Source organism: Hominilimicola fabiformis, assembly GCF_020687385.1.
Classification (GTDB): Bacteria; Bacillota; Clostridia; order UBA1381; family UBA1381; genus Hominilimicola; species Hominilimicola fabiformis.
On record NZ_JAJEQM010000022.1, the window covers coordinates 1 to 19,280 of the forward strand.

Below are 19,280 nucleotides of genomic sequence, written 5' to 3' on the forward strand. Positions count from 1 at the left end.
GGCTGCATAAAAATAGCGTAGCAGTCGTTAAAACTACTACGCTATAAAAAGTCTAACTTTTGGGGGTCACATCATTTCGAGCCTCTTTTTTAATATATTTCATCAGCTATATTTACAATTTCAATACCTACATTTTCCGCATTACGAAGCGTAAAACCTGTTCCGCTTTTCTGCATAAGGCAAAATGCAATACAAAATGATGAATCTTTAATCATCTTCAAATTTCTCAATTTCATACAATCGTCCGTATACACGCTTTCGGTAATATAAATTATCTTATCGGCTTTTGAAAGTACCATTCTGTATCTGAATTGTTCGCTCTCTTTCCACATTTTACTCTGACCGTAACAGGGAAGGTACATAACAAGTTTTATATTCTGATATTTCTCACGCATTTCAATTACAGTTTCTGCGGCTATTGTATCAAAACCAAGTGCACCGCCGTCTATAAACGTATTAACACCGTATTCGGTAATCATTTTTTCTATATTCTCGGCAAGTTGTGCCTTTACAATTTCAATTTTTGATTGTGCTATTTTTCTGTGTCCCGTAAAAAAGCACGTCTTGCTCTTATCCACAAAATCACCTCTGAAATATTATACACTTATGATATGATTTTTTCAAGTGTTATCTTACCAAAAAATACATTGAGCCGACAACCGTTACAAACGCAAGAACAAACAAACTTATACCGCCTAATTTATTATTATCCTTTAAATTATACACTCCGTAGCTGACTACTGAAGTAGTACATACTAAAATCACCATTATAACCAATACATTTCTTACCATTTTATTCCCTCACAATCAATCCTGTTCTTCTGACTTTAAAGTTGGTACACACAGAGAATTTGTATTCGCTCCAGCCTACGTTTTTTTTGAACCAATTATATTGATTATTTGTTAAAAACTTGTATTTTACCTTTTCATTTAATTTTAAAATGTCACTATTATACTTTTTTGTAAAGTTATTTATAAATTCTGTACAAGCACTGCTCGTATAATTTGCTACATCTCTTTCAAAATCTTCGATTTTATTTTCTACATTATAGTCTGCCGGTAGGGAATAAAGGTCACTTTCTATATACAATTCTATATCAACGGTCTTTTTATCAGTATCAATTTTATATTTTGGCTTTTTCTGTTGAGTTGTTTTTACGGTTATAGGAATATCGGGAGTATCATTATTATAATAAGTAAGATAACTATAAGTATAGTCACCTTTTAACATCTTACATATTTCAGTTTCAACTTCACCAAGTTCACCGACCATTTTATCCTTTTCAAACACAGCCGCACCTATTGCTTCAGCTTTATTTTTCTTTTCGATAGTGGTCTCACCGCCAATATAGTTTTTTATATCATATTCATACTTGCTTGTATTTTTTTCGGCGTCTTTTTCTTTTTCATTTTCATCTTTTTCATTTGAACTTTTACTTTCAAAACTGTCCAAGCTCTCCGAACTACCCTCCGAGCCTTCATTTTGACCGTCTTTTGACTGTCCTTTATCATCATTTTGACTGTTACCGCCTGATCCCTCAATTACACCCGCAACAGGCAATATACTATCATAGTTATCTGTATATAAACCCGTAAAAAACTCTCTTAATTGACCGTCAGGAATACCTACAAGCTGATTTTTTTGGTATATTAGCTGATAATATTGTGCAGGGTTTACCTCCATTTCAGGATTTACCGATGTCAAATAGTCATTTGCTGTCGTATTTGCCACCGCTATGAACACATCAGGTCTGATTTCTTCACTTCTCACAAGTGTTTCTATCATATCTTTAACGCCCTTTTCGGCTATTTCTTTTGAAAATACTATCAATTTTGCGTGTGACATAGAAAAGCTTTTACTTACTATATTATTCGCCAAGCCGACACCGGCGTATATATTTGGTGCCTCAATAGTAACGTTATCAACTATTTCACTGCCTGCTTTTCCGCCGGATTCCGACGCTCCTCCGCTTATTTGAGTGGTGTTCGCATACTGAATTGTTATTTTATAATTATCGTCATCTGTACTGTCTATACCAAGTGCAACCACATATGCGATTTCATTCGGCTCTTTTCCTGTACAGCCTGTGAGGAGTGTTGTTAAAACGACTACTATAATAGTTATAATTATTCGTATTCTACTCACTTTCACCACTCTCCTCATTTACAGTTCGTTTGTTATATATCTTTTTTGAATAAAATCCGAACAAAATAGGCAATAAAAATGCCACGGGGTATACTATTATGTTTTCCAACCGTTCAGATTTAACCAAATCCACAACAGAACTCGGCAATACAGCCACAATTCCGCTTATTATCACAACAGGAAGTATAAGCGGTTTATAATATTTAAGGTCAAATGTTATCTGCCACACATAACACAGTGCATATACATAAATTGATGAATATATAAGCACAAGAATTGACCATACAAATTGGAATATTACCTCAAATCTGCTGAAAAAGTTACCCAAATGTATCACTCTCGACAGTTGATACACGGGAATCATAAATTCTCTTGAAACCGGATAAGGATAAATTAAGCAATATGACAGTAAAATGACTACTCCGATAGTTGCACTTATATAAATTGCTCTCCAACCGCTCTTTTTTGCCTCTGAAGTATTTTCACAATAGGGAAGCAGAATGTTCAACAGCAATATATCCGAAAACAGTGAAATTGTATTTATTCCTTTGACCGTTATACTGTAAACCCCGTTGCCGAGTATCGGAAATATGTTATTTATATTGAAATACGGTATCAAAAGTATCAACGACAGCAGCAGCACTATTCCGGCAAGCGGCATAAACATATTATTTACTCTTGCTATCGGTTCAAGACCTATATATGCACCTATTCCTATAGCAAGCATAAATATCGGTATTATAAATTCTATTTTGAAGTCCTGCAAGAGTACAATTTTGACTGTTTCGGGGAAAATTCTTATAATTGACGAATAATTTATCAATAAAACTACAAAAGCAACAACTCCGACTATTATTTTAAGCCACTTTTTGCCTGTCATTTCAGCAAGCTGTATTATATTTTTATTACTTCTGTATAGTTTGGTTGTAATCCAAAACAGTCCTATTACAATCAACGTATTGTATATACACTCTATCCATGCTGCATTTCCGCTGTTTATAATCATTATTTTAGGAAATGTCAAGAGCATTTTTACCGATATTACATTAATGAGCAGTGTCGTCATTTTCTTTCTGTCTATCATAACTACTCCTTCTAATGTTTCACGTGAAACATTTATCGTGTATTCTTTTTTATTTTCCAATTACGGCTTATCTTCGGTTCTTCTGTATTTTTTTTGGTTTTTAGAAAATCCGGACGATGTTCTTTCTTCCATATAGGATTTTCAAATATAGAATTAGTCATACTTCTGTTATTAACCTTTGGAATAGGGGATAAATACGGTACTCCGAAACTTGTTTGCTTTGCAACATACAAACTATATATGAAAATACCTATTGCAATTCCGTAAAAGCCCATTACAGCCGCCAAAGCTATAAAAGCAAGTCTTAAAATTCGATAACCCCAACTAAGTGAATAATCTGAAGTTGCAAATGAACCGATACCTGTTATAGCTATAATTATAATCATAATCGGACTTACTATTTTTGCACTGACTGCGGCTTGTCCTAAAATCAAACCTCCGACAATACCCAGTGTTGAGCCTATTGGATTAGGCATTCGTATTCCTGCCTCTCGTATCATTTCAAACGATATATCCATTAACAAAAGTTCCACTATACTTGAAAAAGGTACGTTTTCTCTTGCCGCACTGATTGAATATAACAAATAAGTCGGTATTATTTCTTGATGAAACAACGTTATAGCAAGGTATAATCCAGGAAGCAGAATAGACAAGAACATCGCTAACATTCTGATTATTCGTGACATATTTGCATACGGTACACGCAAGTAATCATCAGAAACTGCGTGAGTAAGCTCAAAAGCGTTTGTCGGCATTATCAATGCTCTCGGACTGCCGTTTAAAATCAGTACAACACGTCCTTCTGTCAATGCTCGTGCTGCCCTATCCGGTCGTTCCGTTGCAAAAATGTGGCTTGTAAGTGAAAAAGTCTTATCTTCAAGCATCATTGCAACTTCTTCGATTGCAATGACATACTGTGTATTGATACTGTTAAGCCGTCTTCTCACTTCGTCAACCATATCACTGTTAGCAATATCGGAAATATACAACATTACACCTCTTGTTTTGCTGACACTTCCGATTTTAATACCTTCCGCAATAAGTTTTTCACTTTTAATTATTTTTCTGACAAGAGCAGTATTATTTCTAAGCATTTCTGCAAATGCCTCTTGCGGTCCGTAAATAGACTGTTCATTTTCAGGTTTACCGATACTTCGCGTACCCCATTCACGAACATCAAGTGAAAAACCTTTTGAAAAACCGTCTACAAACACAGCACAACCACCAAAATTAACTTCTTCAAATATAGTATCCATACTGTTTGTAGTTATTGCCTGCGAATGTGCAATAAATCTGTCTATTATTTCAGTTTCATAACTGTATATCTTGTCATCTGAAAAGTAGGGGATTTCAAGCAATGTCTTTATTATCGCCAAATCAACCATATCTGTACTTACCATACCGTCGATAAATACGATAAATGCTTTGCGTCCCTCTTTTAAAACAAGCTCGCGTATTACTATATCGTTATTAATAGGTACGTTAAATCTGTTTCGTACATATGAAATGTTTTCTTCATAGCTTTTTGATACAGTATCATTTGCGGTTGTTTCGGTTTTCTCATCTCGCACATCGTATTCTATATCGTTACTTTTATTTTTCAACTTAAAATCATTTTCTTGAGCAGTAGGAGAGAATATCACATAATTTTTTATTTTTCTAAATAAACTGTTCATTTTAATCCTCCATTAAATATATCATATATATTATGGTATCACTTTTTGAAAATTATACATATGTTTCACGTGAAACATTACATTTGTGTTAAATCTTCAATATGTTTCACGTGAAACATTTACAAATAAAAATTTTATGATATAATGATATATAGAAATAAATTAAAAAGTGGAGATTATTATGACAAAAATAATTGCAATAACAAATCAAAAGGGTGGTGTCGGTAAAACAACCACTTCTGTTAATCTGTCATCATGTCTTGCATATGAAAATAAAAAAACTCTGCTTATAGACTGCGACCCTCAAGGTAATTCGACAAGCGGTCTTGGTATTGAAAAAGATGATTATGAATTATCAATTTATGATTGTTTTGTTGACAGTTCTAAAACAAAAGACGCTGTAATCAAGACAAAATATAATAATTTGTATGTCATTCCGTCATCTTCAGACCTTTCTGCCGCTGAAATTGAGCTTGCATATGAAGATAAGCGTGAGTTTTTCTTGAAAAATGCCATTGATATGATTAAAGAAAACTTTGACTACATTATAATAGATTCACCTCCTGCACTCGGAATGATTACTATTAATATTATGACTGCGTCAGATTCCGTATTAATTCCGATACAATGCGAATACTATGCACTTGAGGGTTTAAGTCAGCTTATTACCACAATTAAGACAATCAAAAAGAAACTTAATCCGCAAATTGAAATTGAAGGTGTTCTCGGAACTATGTATGACGGCAGAACAAATCTTTCAATACAGGTGCTTGACGAAGTTAAAAAATACTTTCCGGATAAAGTTTATAAAACCATTATTCCGCGAAATGTTCGTTTAAGTGAATCACCGTCTTTCGGTGAGCCTATAATAAACTATGACAGAACCTCTAAAGGTGCAGACGCATATATGGCTCTGGCAAAGGAAGTTATACGAAACAATAAATAACTTAATTAATGTCAGTAAAGGAGTGAGCATATGGCTAAAAAAGGTTTAGGCAAAGGGCTTAATTCTCTTTTTAATGAAGAAGATATTGAAGAAGTTACTTCCGAAATTACTAAATCTTCAGAGGGGGACATAAAAAAAGTACGTATGTCCCTGATTGAGCCTAACAAAAAACAACCAAGACGTCATTTTGACGAAGAAAAAATAACGGCTCTTGCAGATTCTATTAAGGAACACGGACTTATTCAACCTATTATAATAACACCGTCCGACAATAATATGTATAAAATCGTTGCCGGTGAAAGACGTTGGAGAGCCGCAAAAAAGGCAAATTTAAAAGAAATTCCGGCAGTTATAAGAAAATACAGTGAAGAACAGGTTGCCGAAATTGCTTTGATTGAAAATTTGCAGCGTGAAAATCTAAATCCGATTGAAGAGGCTATCGGTTATAACTTATTGATGGACGAATTTAATCTTACTCAAGAACTTATAAGTCAAAGAGTAGGAAAGAGCAGAAGTGCAATCGCCAATTCATTAAGACTTTTGTCACTTGAGGACGAAATTCAGAAAATGCTTATTTTAGGTACTTTAACAAGCGGTCACGCACGTGCGATACTTTCGCTTGACGATAAAGAACTGCGAATAGCACTTTCAAAACGTATTATCGAAGATAACTTAAATGTAAGACAAGCCGAGGCTCTTGCAAAGCAACTTCAAAAGAAAAAGCCCCAGAAGAAAAAGTCTGAAAAAACAGCTTATGACATTGAAATTGAGAAGATACAAAATACGTTATCTTCTGCAATGGGTACAAAAGTCAGAATCAATCATACCGCTAAAAAAGGTAAAATTGAAATTGAATATTACGGAAACGAAGATTTAGAACGTGTTCTTGGATTTTTTAATATAAAAGGAGAATGAGAATGAATATTGATACAAATACACTTATTTTTATTGCTCTTGCAATAATGATGATACTTATAGTTATTTGTTTCATCTGCAACAGCATTAATTCATCAAAAATCAACACACTTATGGATTATTCCGATGAAGGCGATATTATCGGTGCTTTAAAAGATTACTACGATAAAGTTGATGATTTATCAAAGACTGTAAATGATACATCCGACGCGGTTTTGATGTCGCGACTTGCAAATTGTGAAAATGATTCTAATATTTCACTAAAAAAGGTAGCTGTTGTTAATTTTGACGCATTTGACGATGTTACAGGCAAACTTAGCTTTGCACTTGCTATTTTGAATAACAACAACGACGGTATCATTTTAACATCGCTTTACGGACACAATTCATGCAATACATATGTGCGTGAAATTGTCGGCGGTCAGACACCTATAAAACTTCTTGATGAAGAAAATGCTGCACTTGAAAATGCAAAAAGTAAACTAAAGAGGACTGAAAACAATGGCTAATAAGAATGATAACAAATCTATGTTTCTCTACACCGCTTTAATATTTATAGTTGCGGTATTGCTGATTATTTTTTCGTTTTTAGGTCAGACAAATATGCAAAAAAATCAGCCGCAAGTTAGTGAATCGCCGGATAAAGAAATGAGTATTTCCGAAAAGGCATCAATACTTAGTGAAGAAAATACAGTTTTACTGGAAAATAACAGTAATCTAAAAAAAGAAAATCAAGAATTATCCGAAGAAAATATACAGCTTAAATCTGATAATGAATCACTTACACAAAAACAGTCACAAAATGATTTATTACTAAGTGCAAACGGTTATTTTACACTCGGTAATAATTCAATGGCACTTGAAACGCTTGATAAAGTTAATTATAACGATCTTTCAAGTGACCAAAAAATTATATACGATAACATTAAAAATAATATAAATTAAAGAAAGGATAAATTTAATATGTTAGACATTAAAGTATTAAGACAAGAACCTGAACGTATAAAGGAGGCTTTAAAAAAGCGTTTCAATCCGCTTGATATTGAGCCTGCTATAGAACTTGATAAGCAAAGACGTGCAATTCTTGCAGAAGTTGAACAGAAAAAAGCTAAACAAAACGAAATTACAAAGCAAATTCCTCAAATGAAGAAAAACGGTGAAAATACAGACCAAATTTTTGCCGAAATGAAGGAATTGAGTAATGATATTAAAGCTGACGATGAAAAGGTAAGGGATATTGACGAACAGCTAAGAAACTTTATGCTAAGAATTCCTAATATTCCTAATCCTGAAGTTCCGGTAGGTAAGGACGATACAGAAAACGTTGAACTTAGAAAGTTCTCTGAACCGAGAAAGTTTGATTTTGAACCAAAGGCTCACTGGGATATCGGTACAGACCTTGATATTCTTGATTTTGAACGCGGTACAAAAATTGCCGGTACTCGTTTCACAGTATATAAAGGTCTTGGTGCAAGACTTGAAAGAGCCGTTATTCAGTTCTTCCTTAATACTCACACAGAAGAATCGGGCTATACTGAAATCTTTCCGCCGTATATGGTAAACAGAGCATCAATGACAGGTACAGGTCAGCTTCCTAAATTTGAAGAGGACGCATTTAAGGTTGTAAACAACGGCTTCTTCCTAATTCCTACGGCAGAAGTTCCTGTAACAAATCTTCACAGAGATGAAATTCTAAGCGGTGACCAACTTCCTATTAAATATACAGCTTACTCAGCATGTTTCAGAGCAGAGGCAGGCAGTGCAGGCCGTGACACAAGAGGTCTTATCAGACAGCACCAATTCAACAAAGTTGAACTTGTTAAGTTTGTAAAGCCTGAAACAAGCTATGACGAACTTGAAAAACTTACAAACGACGCTGAAAAGCTACTTCAAAAGCTTGGACTTGCTTACAGAGTTGTATGCTTGTCAACAGGTGACCTTGGTTTCTCGTCAGCTAAGACATATGATATTGAAGTATGGATGCCAAGCTACGGCAGATATGTTGAGATTTCTTCATGTTCAAACTTTGAAGATTATCAGGCAAGACGTGCCAACATCAAATATAAAGAAACACCGAAGGATAAGGCTCAATTTGTTCATACACTTAACGGCTCAGGTCTTGCAGTCGGCAGAACTGTTGCCGCAATTCTTGAAAATTATCAGAATGAGGACGGTACTGTAACAGTTCCTGAAGTTCTTGTTCCTTATATGGGTACAGATAAGATTTCTAAGTAATTTTGATTTTTGTAAATAGGCAAGCCATGACTTGCCTATTATTGTATTTATCAATATTACAAAACAGTCAAAATTAATTTTTCCACGTTTGTGTTGATAACCTATATTGTGTTTGTAATATTTCTGTAACACAAGATATAGTTGTGGTATTATGTAAACTGATTTATGGTTAAATTTGACTTATCAACACCTTAATTTTACCACTTATCCACTTAAAAATGACGTAGACAAGCCATTTATTTTGAGTTATCCACGTTATCCACACAGTTATCCACACAGTGTGTGAACATTACCGTTTATAAAAAATCGCGTAAATATGCGATTTTTTAAGGTTTACATTTTAATATTACACTATTGTTACAAATATTACACAAATACGTGGAAAAAGTGTGGATAACTGATGATAACTCACCGCAAATTACGGTTTTAAGGCGTTTTTCGGTGTTTATAACACCTTGAAAGTTATCCACACCGTGTGTATAACTTGTAGGATAACCGTATAAACTAATTTATTTGAATCTCGGAGGTAATTATTTATGATTACACCACGTTTAAAATGTATAATAGACCATACAAAAGGAAATAGAATCGCCGATATTGGTACTGACCACGCATATATTCCTATTTATCTTGTTGAAAATGATTTAGCCGAATACGTTATTGCAGGCGATGTAAGACAAGGACCGGTTGATATTGCAAAGGCTAATGTTGAAAAGCATAAACTTTCTGATAAAATTGAGGTAAGACTTGGCAGTGGTCTTTCAGTTATTGAAAAAGGTGAGGTTGACACCGTTATAATTGCCGGTATGGGCGGTCAGCTTATCAGTGAGATTTTAAGTGCAGATACAGAAAAGGCGAGAGAATGTAATCTTGTACTTCAACCGATGAATGCACAATATGAGCTTAGAAAGTATCTTATTTCAAACGGCTTTTCTATTACGGACGAAGATATTGCCATTGAGGGATTTAAGGTATATAATATAATGAATGTTATAAATAAACCTCAAAAGGAATTTGATAACGATATTGAATATCATTTACCGAAATATCTTGTAAATCATAAGTATTATAAAAATCTCTATGATAAAAAACATCGTGAATTTGTCAAGGTTATAACAGGTCTTGAAAATTCAAAAGACGTTGATGAGGATAAACTCAATAAATATAAATACTGGCTAAAGGAATTGAATAAATATGAAAGCTAAAGAAATAATTAAAATAATTGAGAATATATGTCCCGAAAGATTGGCGTATTCATGGGATAATGTCGGTCTTTTGTGCGGTGATGAAAATAAGGACGTAAAAAAGGTATTTGTAACGCTTGATACAAATACCAATACCGTTAAAGAGGCTATATCAAAAAATGCCGATATGATTGTTTCACATCACCCAATACTGCTTGGCGGTATAAAGAGAATTGATTATTCCACATCTGTGGGACAAATGCTTAAATTGCTTATTGAAAATAATATACCGCTTTTCGCCGCTCATACTAATATGGACACAGCTAAAGGCGGTATAAATGATAAACTTGCCGAAATGTTTGAACTTACAGACGTTAAAATACTTGATCAACATACCGATGATTCATCGGCAGGTTTGGGACGATACGGCAGACTTGAAAAAACGATTAAATTAGGTGATTTTGCAGAACATTGTAAAAAGATACTCGGCACACCTTTTTTGCGTGTTTCCGGCGATTTTGAAAATGATATTAATACAGTTGCGGTTGCATCGGGCAGCTGCAGTGAAATTATTCCGCTTGCATTTGAAAAGGGTGTGGACGTTATTATAACAGGTGATATGAAGTATCATAATATGATTGATATGACCGAACTTGGAATATGCGTCATTGACGCAGGTCATTATCCTACTGAAATATGTGTTATGGATATATTTGAAGATATTTTGAAGGATACTGATATTGAGATAATAAAATCAGAAAATAAGGATATTTTTAAACTTGTTTGACATAATTTAAAATATATTGTATAATATTTTAAGAGTAAGTCAGATAATCGCGCCGTTTACGGTGAGGAAAGTCCGGGCTTCACAGAGCAGGGTGCCGGCTAACGGCCGGTAAAGGTGACTTTAAGGATAGTGCAACAGAAAATAAATGCCTTAATTTATTAAGGTGATTGTGGAAATGTGCGGTAAGAGCGCACAGGGAAGATGGCAACTGAATTCCCGTGTAAACCCCACCTGAAGCAACTTTGGGAATGTTAAGCTTGCTCGGCGTGTTCCCTTGAAAGGCTTGAGCGTATAGGTAACTGTACGTCGAGATAGATGATTATCTAATACAGAACCCGGCTTATAGATTTGCTCATTTTAAGAAATGCCTTTTGGCATTTCTTTTTTTATTCCACCACTCCGTCACTTCGTGACACCTCTCCTCAAGGAGAGGCTTTTTGTATGGCTCCCATTGAGGGGAGCTGTCAACGCAGTTGACTGTGGGGTGGCTTGTTCATATTTTCATATGACTGTAATTTTTTATCGTATCGTTTTCCACCACTCCGTCACTTCGTGACACCTCTCCTCAAGGAGAGGCTTTTGTACGGCTCCCATTGAGGGGAGCTGTCAACGCAGTTGATTGTGGGGTGGCTTGTTCATATTTTCATATGACTGTAATTTTTTATCGTATCATTTTCCACCACTCCATCACTTCGTGACACCTCTCCTCAAGGAGAGGCTTTTGTACGGCTCCAATTGAGGGGAGCCAGCAACGCAGTGACTGTGGGGTGGATTTTTATAACTTTCATACGAGCTTACTCATTTTTTTAACTTATCATAAATATATCGTTCATATGGGACTGTGCCCCCGACGTCCCTTTTTATCTAACCTTTTTCTTTCTGTAGGGACGATCACATTGGTCGCCCCTTTTATGTTTTCACACTTTTACGGTCAATGACCGCCCCTACGATTATTTTTACTTATCCACAAAAAAAGGGATTATCGTGGATAATCCCTTTTAATCATATCACCATACCGCCGTCAACGTTGACAACCTGACCTGTTATAAAATCCGCATTTTCGCTTGCAAGAAATCTTACCGTCTTTGCAATCTCCTCCGGTTTACCGAGTCGTTCAAGCGGTGTTTCTTCACAAAGGCAATCAAAATCTTCTTTTGTCAAATGGCTGTTCATTTCAGTTTCAATAACTCCGGGTGCAACACAATTTACACATATACCCGACGGTCCCAGCTCCTTTGCAAGTGCTTTTGTAAAGCCTATAACCGCCGCCTTTGCGGCACTGTAATGAACCTCACAGCTGCCTCCGGTAACACCCCACATTGACGAAATATTAATGATTTTACCGCTCTGTTTATAAATCATATCATCAACAAAAGCTTTTGTAACGAGATACATACTTTTCATATTCAAATCAAACATTCTGTCCCAATCATTTTCAGTTATATCTGTAAACATTTTTTGTTGTGAAATACCTGCATTATTCACAATTACATCTATTTTACCGTAATTTGTGTGAATAAATTCAGCCATATCATTTACTTGTTTAGAGTCTGAAACATCTGCTTTTACCATAACCGCACCTGTTTCATTTTTTATCTTTTCCGCCTCGTCACTGCTTTTGTTATAATTCAAAAACACTCTGTATCCGTTATTTGAAAATTCATATACACAAGCCTTGCCGATTCCGCGGCTTCCGCCTGTTATCAAAACATTTTTCATAATCTTTCCTTCTTATTCTTCTTCCGGTTTCATTTTAGGTATAAACACCCTTGATGTCTTTTTCTCAACAACCTTGTTTGCACGTTCAACAGCCTGTTCCATGCAATATTCCTGACAGTCAAGTTTTTTCTTTCCGCGTCTGTCTTTTGTATAAACACCGTCATGCTGAATATGTGCACGCATTGTATCGCTAAGCTGTACATCAAGCACGTTTATAACATCTTTTTTCAAATTTTCATCATCAATAGGGAACATTATTTCAACACGTCTGTTAAGATTTCTCTGCATCCAATCGGCACTTGCACAGAACACATTTTCTTGACCGTCATTATAAAAATAATATATTCTTGTATGTTCAAGGTATCTGCCGACAATAGAACGAACCGTAATATTTTCCGACAAATCCTTTACACCTGCTCTCAAGGCACAAATTCCGCGCACAATCAAATCAATCTTAACACCGCTGCAGCTTGCTTTATATAAAAGTTCAATAATTTTAGGGTCAACAAGCGAATTAACCTTTGCAACTATTCTTGCTTTACGTCCTTCTTTTGCGTGTTTAATTTCACGTTCAATCATTTCTTCCGTCTTTTTTCTTAGCCATAGAGGTGCAAGAATAAGTTTGTTCCAGTGTGACGGCTCTGAAAATCCCGAAATCATATTAAAGAATGCACCGGCGTCATCACCGATTGGTTTTGAACAAGTCAAAAGTCCCATATCGGTATAGAAATTGGCGGTTATATCGTTATAGTTACCAGTTCCGAGATGAACATATCTTCTGATACCGTCCTCCTCACGTCTTACTATTTCGGTAATCTTTGAATGTGTTTTAAGTCCCAAAAGTCCGTATATAACATGACAACCGGCTTTTTCAAGTTTTCTCGCCCAAATAATATTATTTTCTTCATCAAATCTTGCCTTTAATTCAACAAGTACGCTCACTTGCTTACCGTTTTCCGCCGCACGCGAAAGCGCCTCTATAATAGGCGAATTTCCGCTTACTCTGTACAATGTCTGTTTAATTGCAAGCACATTTTCATCAACTGCCGCCTGTTTTATCAAATCAACTATTGTTGAAAAACTGTCATATGGGTGATGAAGAAGTATATCGCCCTCACGGATTTTTTCAAATAAATCAACATTTTTAAGTTCAGGTCTTACCTGTGATTTAAATGGCTTATATTTATACTTGTCAAATCCATCCTCCGAATACAGCTTATTCAAAAAAGTAAAATCAATAGGTCCGTTAATTTTATAAATATCATCATTTTTAACTTTCAACTCTTTCTTTAAAATTGAAAGCAACTCGCCTTTAACCTTACTATCCACCTCAAGGCGGATTACGCCGCTTCTTTCACGTTCCTTAAGACTCTTTTCAATTTCAATAAGCAAATCTTCACTGTCGTCCTCATCAATAGGAATATCTGCGTCACGCATAACTCTGTATGAGTATGAGCAAAGCACATCATAACCCATAAACAGCATAGGCAAAAACTCCTGTACTATTTCTTCAAGCAGAATAAATTGTTTTTTACCGTTTTCAGACGGAAGTTTTACTATACGTTTAAATACTGACGGTATCTGTACCGTTGCAAAAGCCTGCTCCTTGTTTTCCTTTTTGATAAGTGCACAAATGTTAAGCACCTTATTTTGAATAAGCGGAAACGGTCTTGACGAATCAACCGCCATAGGCGTCAAAACAGGGTATATTTCATTTTTGAAATACTTTTCAATAAATTTCTTTTGTTCTTCAGAAAGCTGATTTCTGTTTAAGATTGATATGTTTTCAACAGCCAGCTGCGGCAGAAGTAATTTTTCATATGTACTATACTGCATATCAACCATATTATGAGTTTTTTCAGATATTTTTTCAAGCTGTTCGTGAGGTGTAAGTCCGGACGCGTCTTTTTTCTTATAGTCGGAAATTTCCATATTTTTAAGTGACGCAACACGTACCATGAAAAATTCATCAAGATTTGAGCTTGTTATGGCAAGAAATTTAAGTCTTTCAAACAACGGATTTTCTTTATCCCTTGCTTCATGCAATACACGCAAATTAAAATCAAGCCAAGAAAGTTCTCTGTTTATATAGTTTTCACTTTTATTATAGTCCTGCATAATCATTTCAATCCTTTCTTCACAAGTACGGCTTTGATACCGAACACTTCTTCAAAAAATTCCTGTGCTATGTTAAATTCACGTTCTTCAAGACTTATATCACTGTCCGTATAAGCGGTTATCGTAAGTATTCCGTTTCTTATTGATGTTTTGATTTCGTCTATTTTTTGATTGTATTCAACATCAAGTGACTTGGCAAGTGAAAGGATTGCCGCAAGTTTTGAAATAAGCAATCTTCTGTTCTTTGAATATACGTTGTATTCATTAAAATCAAAAATACCGTTTTGGAACAGCACCGCACCAGATATTACTTCGTGTTCCTTTTGTGACAAACCTATAATAGGATTTGATTTTACAATGTCGTATGAGTATTTGCTGTAATCGTTTATATTTATATAGTAACCCGTATCCGCAAATATTGACGCAACTTTAAGCAATACCGCGTGACGCTTTGAAAGTCCGAACTTTTTAGAAAGCGTTGCCATTATATTTACTCCGAACTCCATAATTTTAGTATAATGGCGGTGGCTTACATCATATTTGCCTGCATAATATTTTGCACTTGATATAATATCATCTGTAAATATGTGCTTTGTATGCGTATAAGCATTTTTTTCGACATATTCGACAAGTATTCCGTCAACAAGCGATATTTCAGGTGCAATGATTATCTGATTTTTGTCTTTTGACATAAACATCTTATAGAAAAGAATTGACGGCATCATCAGCTTTGCAATATCATAAGGTACTTCGTACTTGTCCTCCACATATTGCGGACCGTATTCAGATATAATCTTGTATACATCATCTATATTTTCTTCTGTTATGCTGTCCGAACTTATACCGCAGATTTTTTTTATATATCTTACTTGATTACCCATTATTACGAAATACTTATAGTTTGGATTTTTGTAGAATACATTTTTATAGTTATTGATACCCGCCTTAATAAAATCCTCAAGCACACTTGAAAAAGAGGTTGTACTGTTTTTAACCGTTGAAAGATTTTCAAGTACACGAAGTGAACCCATAGGCAGGTTTTGAGAAAATTGCAGTTTAGACTGCTCGTAATGTGATACCTGTACACTTCCCGATGCAACATCGACCAAAACAGCACCTGCCTCGATAATATCGTCAAAATAGCTGTTGTTAAGTGCAAATGCCTTGTTATGTAAAAATCTTTCCTCTTCATTTGATATAATAGTGACCTTTATCCCCGTTCTTATATTAATCTGGTCAATTATATACTCACTGTTTGACGCCTCTCTTACGGCAGTCGTTGCATAACAGACATATTCGTCAACTCCGTAGCTTTTCATTATCCTTAAATATTCTTCAAAGCAGTTACATATCTTGTCCACAAGGTTATAGCTTATTTTTCCGACTGCATACGATTCTTTGCCTATTGACAAATCATATTTGACTGTATCAAGCACTGAAATACCGTTTTTCTTGGAAACTTCCGCTATCTTCATTGTTATTTCCGTAGACCCCAAGTCTATTGCCGCAAAAACTTTATATCTCGGCACATTTCATCATTCCTTCCTATAGTTTTGTATTAATTTCATTATACATAAAACTTAAAAAAATCTCAATATTTTTCTTGATTAATTTACTTAAATTTGATATTATAGAGTGTAGACTTAAATATAATGGCGATATGTTTGATTTTAATACAATTTGTTAACAATAATGAAAAAAAGGAGGAAAATAATAGATATGGATATGTTAGAGATTTGGAATCAAGTTCTTGAAAATCTTGAAGGCAATGTATCTCCTGTCGGATTTAATATACATATAAAAACAGCAGTTCCCGTATGTTTTGAAAACTCGACTTTTACTATTTCCGTAGCTACTTCTATTAATAAAAATCTTGTAGAATACCGTTACAAAAAATACATCGAATCATCACTTGAAAAAGTTACTGGCGCAAAGATTTCACTTGCTGTTTTGGTCGGTGACGCAAACGAGTTAAAGCAAGAAATAGAATCTAAACAAAACTCGGAATACGACAACAGTGAAATAATAAGCAGTGACGGTTTAAATTCAAAGTATACATTTGAAAATTTTGTACAGGGTTCTTCAAATTTATATGCGTATACCGCCGCAGAACAAGTTGCCAATCATCCGGGTGAAAGCAATAATCCTCTTTTTATTTACGGTAACAGCGGACTTGGAAAAACACACTTAATGCAGGCAATCGGTAATAAGATTAAAGCTAATAATCCAAATGCAAAGATAATATATGTTTCAAGTGAAAACTTTATGAATGAATTTATCACATCTATCAGAGAAAAAACAGGCGATAAATTCAGAAGTAAATACAGAGCCGCCGACGCACTTTTAGTGGACGACGTTCAATTTTTGAAAAATAAAGAGGCTACGCAGGACGAATTTTTCCATACCTTTAATGAACTCTTTAATTCAAAGAAACAAATTGTTTTGACAAGTGACCGACTTCCGAATGAACTGAAAACTCTTGAGGACCGTTTAAGAACAAGATTCGGACAAGGTCTTACCATTGATGTATCTGTACCTAACTTTGAAACAAGAGTTGCAATTCTTCAGCAGAAGGCTTTGGAACATAATAAAGAAATTGACGAGGACGCATTATTATATGTAGCGGAGCATATTCGTTCAAGTGTCCGTGAACTTGAAGGTGCACTTCTTAAAATCATATCAATGTCGGAATTTAAAAAATGTAAAATAACAAAAGATTTTGCGGAAGAAGTTCTGAAAAAATTAATTCCGAAGAGCGAAACAGTAACTCCTCAGAATATTATAAAAAAAGTTTCTACTTTTTATAATATTTCAGAGTCGGATATTACCGGTAAAGTTAAGACAAAAGAAATAGTAGTTCCAAGACAAATTTCAATGTACCTTTGCCGAAAGATTTTAAATATGAACGATACAAACATAGGTAAAGAGTTTGGAAAAGACCGAACAACAGTAGGACATAACATTGAAAAAATAGAGGAAAGCATCGATACTAACAGTACGATTAAATCAGATGTAAATTACATATTAAAAGACCTAAATTATAATGAGGGATAAATGTAGGGATAAGTTGTTGATAACGTGTGGATTTCTGAATAAGGAAATTTCAGTAAAAAATAAGATTTGGATTATCCAAAGTTATCCACCGACAATACATACTGTATGTGTTGATAAAATATGGCTTGTCTATGCACTCTGAAATGACTTTTCCATCAATCCACGCTCTCTACTACTACTACTATTATATTATATATTATATATTATTTATATATAAATATATATGCAAAACGAAATTGCAGTGATATGTTGATAAATTTATACACAAGGAGATAATTAAAATGAAATTAGTATGCAGTAAACCACAACTTGTTGATATAATAAATACTGTTCAAAGAGCTATTGCTCCAAAGACATCTTTACCTATACTTGAATGTATTAAGATTGATGCTAACGGTGACGGTAATGTTGTGTTTACAGGTAACAATATTGATATATGTATAGAATATAATACCGAATGTACCGTTACAGAGGGCGGTACTATTGCACTTGCTTCAAAGATGTTCGGTGAAATTGTAAGAAGACTTCCTGACGGTGATGTTACTATAAGTGTTAATCCGTCTAACTATGTTACTAAAATAAAGAGCGGTTCAAGTGAATTTAATATTCAGGGTATTGCTCCGGATGAATTTCCGGACGCACCTATACTTGAAGAAAAGTTCAGATTTTCAATTACACAGGACGTACTTAAAAAGCTTATAAGAAAGACAATAGCGTTTGTTTCTCAAAATGAGGGTAAAAAGCCTGTTTTGACCGGTGCATTGTTTGAGATTAAAAACAATTATCTTAATGTTGTTGCGTCAGACGGTCACAGACTTGCTGTTGTTAAAGAAGAAATAAATGATAATGTTGAAAACAATAAACTTGTTGTTCCGGGTATGACACTCCGCGAACTTTTGAAAATTCTTAAAGATGATGAAGAAAATGTTGATATTATAGTATCGGACAGAACTGTTTTGTTTGATTTTGGATATTATCAGGTTTATTCGAGATTGCTTGACGGCGAATTTTTGAAGTATGACGCGATTATATCGGTGGTAAATACGTTAAACGTAGTTGTTGAAAAGAGCCTTATTACAGACAGCTTGGAAAGAGCGTTGCTTTTGATTAACGATGATATATCGGCAAAATCTGAAAATAAAGTTCCTGTACGTTTTAATATCGGCTATGATAAGATTGACGTTTCTTGTATAACAGGTAAGGGACAGGTTAATGACACAGTACCTGTTGAGCTTGACGGCGATAACCTTTTGATTGGGTTTAACTGTAGATTTTTGCTTGACGCATTGAGTGCTTGTGACGAAGAAAAGGTTAAGATGGAATTTTCTGCTCCGACAAGCGGTTGCTTTATAAAGAGCGTAGAGGGTGACGATTCTTATATTTATATGATTCTTCCTGTAAGACTTTATAACTAAG

General features: G+C 34.7%; 17 protein-coding genes and 1 other RNA gene. 10 read left to right on the top strand and 8 right to left on the bottom strand.

Features of this window, described 5'->3' with window-relative positions; translation table 11 throughout:
* Window positions 1-89 precede the first annotated feature (89 nt).
* Genes LKE05_RS12795 through LKE05_RS12815 form a run of 5 tightly spaced genes read right to left on the bottom strand, consistent with a single transcriptional unit; the run spans window position 90 to window position 4,906 of the window.
* Window positions 90-578 (bottom strand): SLOG family protein, encoded by a 489-nt coding sequence (locus tag LKE05_RS12795; protein WP_308457094.1) that lies wholly within the window; start codon window positions 576-578, stop codon window positions 90-92.
* Window positions 579-627: 49 nt separating this feature from the next.
* Window positions 628-792 carry a hypothetical protein gene (locus LKE05_RS12800; RefSeq protein WP_308457095.1) on the bottom strand — a complete coding sequence of 55 codons (165 nt, stop codon included), beginning with the start codon at window positions 790-792 and terminating at the stop codon, window positions 628-630.
* A 1-nt stretch (window position 793) separates the two neighbouring features.
* On the bottom strand, window positions 794-2,146 hold the full coding sequence (locus tag LKE05_RS12805) for a Ger(x)C family spore germination protein (protein ID WP_308457096.1): 1,353 nt from the start codon (window positions 2,144-2,146) through the stop codon (window positions 794-796).
* Window positions 2,139-3,230, bottom strand: a complete 1,092-nt coding sequence (locus LKE05_RS12810) for a GerAB/ArcD/ProY family transporter (protein WP_308457097.1) — start codon at window positions 3,228-3,230, stop codon at window positions 2,139-2,141. The genes LKE05_RS12805 and LKE05_RS12810 overlap by 8 nt, the downstream gene beginning before the upstream one ends.
* A gap of 32 nt (window positions 3,231-3,262) precedes the next feature.
* Window positions 3,263-4,906, bottom strand: a complete 1,644-nt coding sequence (locus tag LKE05_RS12815) for a spore germination protein (RefSeq protein ID WP_308457098.1) — start codon at window positions 4,904-4,906, stop codon at window positions 3,263-3,265.
* Window positions 4,907-5,087: 181 nt separating this feature from the next.
* Between LKE05_RS12815 and LKE05_RS12820 the strand changes: the two genes are divergently transcribed.
* The 8 genes from LKE05_RS12820 to rnpB all read left to right on the top strand — a co-directional run bounded on the left by LKE05_RS12820 (window position 5,088) and on the right by rnpB (window position 11,332).
* Window positions 5,088-5,852 carry a ParA family protein gene (locus LKE05_RS12820; protein ID WP_022229831.1) on the top strand — a complete coding sequence of 255 codons (765 nt, stop codon included), beginning with the start codon at window positions 5,088-5,090 and terminating at the stop codon, window positions 5,850-5,852.
* A gap of 30 nt (window positions 5,853-5,882) precedes the next feature.
* Window positions 5,883-6,767, top strand: coding sequence for a ParB/RepB/Spo0J family partition protein (locus LKE05_RS12825; RefSeq protein WP_118446475.1), 885 nt, complete (start codon window positions 5,883-5,885; stop codon window positions 6,765-6,767).
* Window positions 6,768-6,769: 2 nt separating this feature from the next.
* On the top strand, window positions 6,770-7,276 hold the full coding sequence (locus tag LKE05_RS12830; protein WP_117968865.1) for a DUF4446 family protein: 507 nt from the start codon (window positions 6,770-6,772) through the stop codon (window positions 7,274-7,276).
* A complete protein-coding gene (locus tag LKE05_RS12835) occupies window positions 7,269-7,712 on the top strand; it encodes a hypothetical protein (RefSeq protein WP_118446471.1) in 444 nt (147 codons plus the stop codon). Before LKE05_RS12830 ends, LKE05_RS12835 begins: the two co-directional genes overlap by 8 nt.
* 18 nt (window positions 7,713-7,730) lie before the next feature.
* Entirely contained in the window at window positions 7,731-9,002 is a 1,272-nt protein-coding gene (gene serS, locus LKE05_RS12840) for a serine--tRNA ligase (RefSeq protein ID WP_022229835.1), read from the top strand.
* Window positions 9,003-9,538: 536 nt separating this feature from the next.
* A complete protein-coding gene (locus LKE05_RS12845) occupies window positions 9,539-10,207 on the top strand; it encodes a tRNA (adenine(22)-N(1))-methyltransferase (RefSeq protein ID WP_308457099.1) in 669 nt (222 codons plus the stop codon).
* A complete protein-coding gene (locus LKE05_RS12850; RefSeq protein WP_308457100.1) occupies window positions 10,197-10,973 on the top strand; it encodes a Nif3-like dinuclear metal center hexameric protein in 777 nt (258 codons plus the stop codon). Before LKE05_RS12845 ends, LKE05_RS12850 begins: the two co-directional genes overlap by 11 nt.
* Before the next feature lie 31 nt (window positions 10,974-11,004).
* Window positions 11,005-11,332: RNase P RNA component class A (gene rnpB, locus LKE05_RS12855), an RNA gene on the top strand.
* 643 nt (window positions 11,333-11,975) lie between these two features.
* On the opposite strand, the gene ymfI is transcribed toward rnpB, so the two are convergent.
* The 3 genes from ymfI to LKE05_RS12870 are packed head-to-tail and all read right to left on the bottom strand — an operon-like array spanning window position 11,976 to window position 16,339.
* Entirely contained in the window at window positions 11,976-12,692 is a 717-nt protein-coding gene (ymfI, locus tag LKE05_RS12860) for an elongation factor P 5-aminopentanone reductase (protein WP_308457101.1), read from the bottom strand.
* Window positions 12,693-12,704: 12 nt separating this feature from the next.
* Window positions 12,705-14,816, bottom strand: a complete 2,112-nt coding sequence (locus LKE05_RS12865) for an RNA degradosome polyphosphate kinase (protein ID WP_308457102.1) — start codon at window positions 14,814-14,816, stop codon at window positions 12,705-12,707.
* Window positions 14,813-16,339 (bottom strand): Ppx/GppA phosphatase family protein, encoded by a 1,527-nt coding sequence (locus LKE05_RS12870; RefSeq protein ID WP_022229283.1) that lies wholly within the window; start codon window positions 16,337-16,339, stop codon window positions 14,813-14,815. The genes LKE05_RS12865 and LKE05_RS12870 overlap by 4 nt, the downstream gene beginning before the upstream one ends.
* A gap of 190 nt (window positions 16,340-16,529) precedes the next feature.
* Between LKE05_RS12870 and dnaA the strand changes: the two genes are divergently transcribed.
* Complete coding sequence (gene dnaA / locus LKE05_RS12875; protein ID WP_308457103.1) at window positions 16,530-17,864, top strand: chromosomal replication initiator protein DnaA; 1,335 nt, start codon at window positions 16,530-16,532, stop codon at window positions 17,862-17,864.
* Window positions 17,865-18,145: 281 nt separating this feature from the next.
* Window positions 18,146-19,279 carry a DNA polymerase III subunit beta gene (gene dnaN, locus LKE05_RS12880; RefSeq protein ID WP_022229281.1) on the top strand — a complete coding sequence of 378 codons (1,134 nt, stop codon included), beginning with the start codon at window positions 18,146-18,148 and terminating at the stop codon, window positions 19,277-19,279.
* The last annotated feature ends 1 nt before the right edge of the window (window position 19,280 follow it).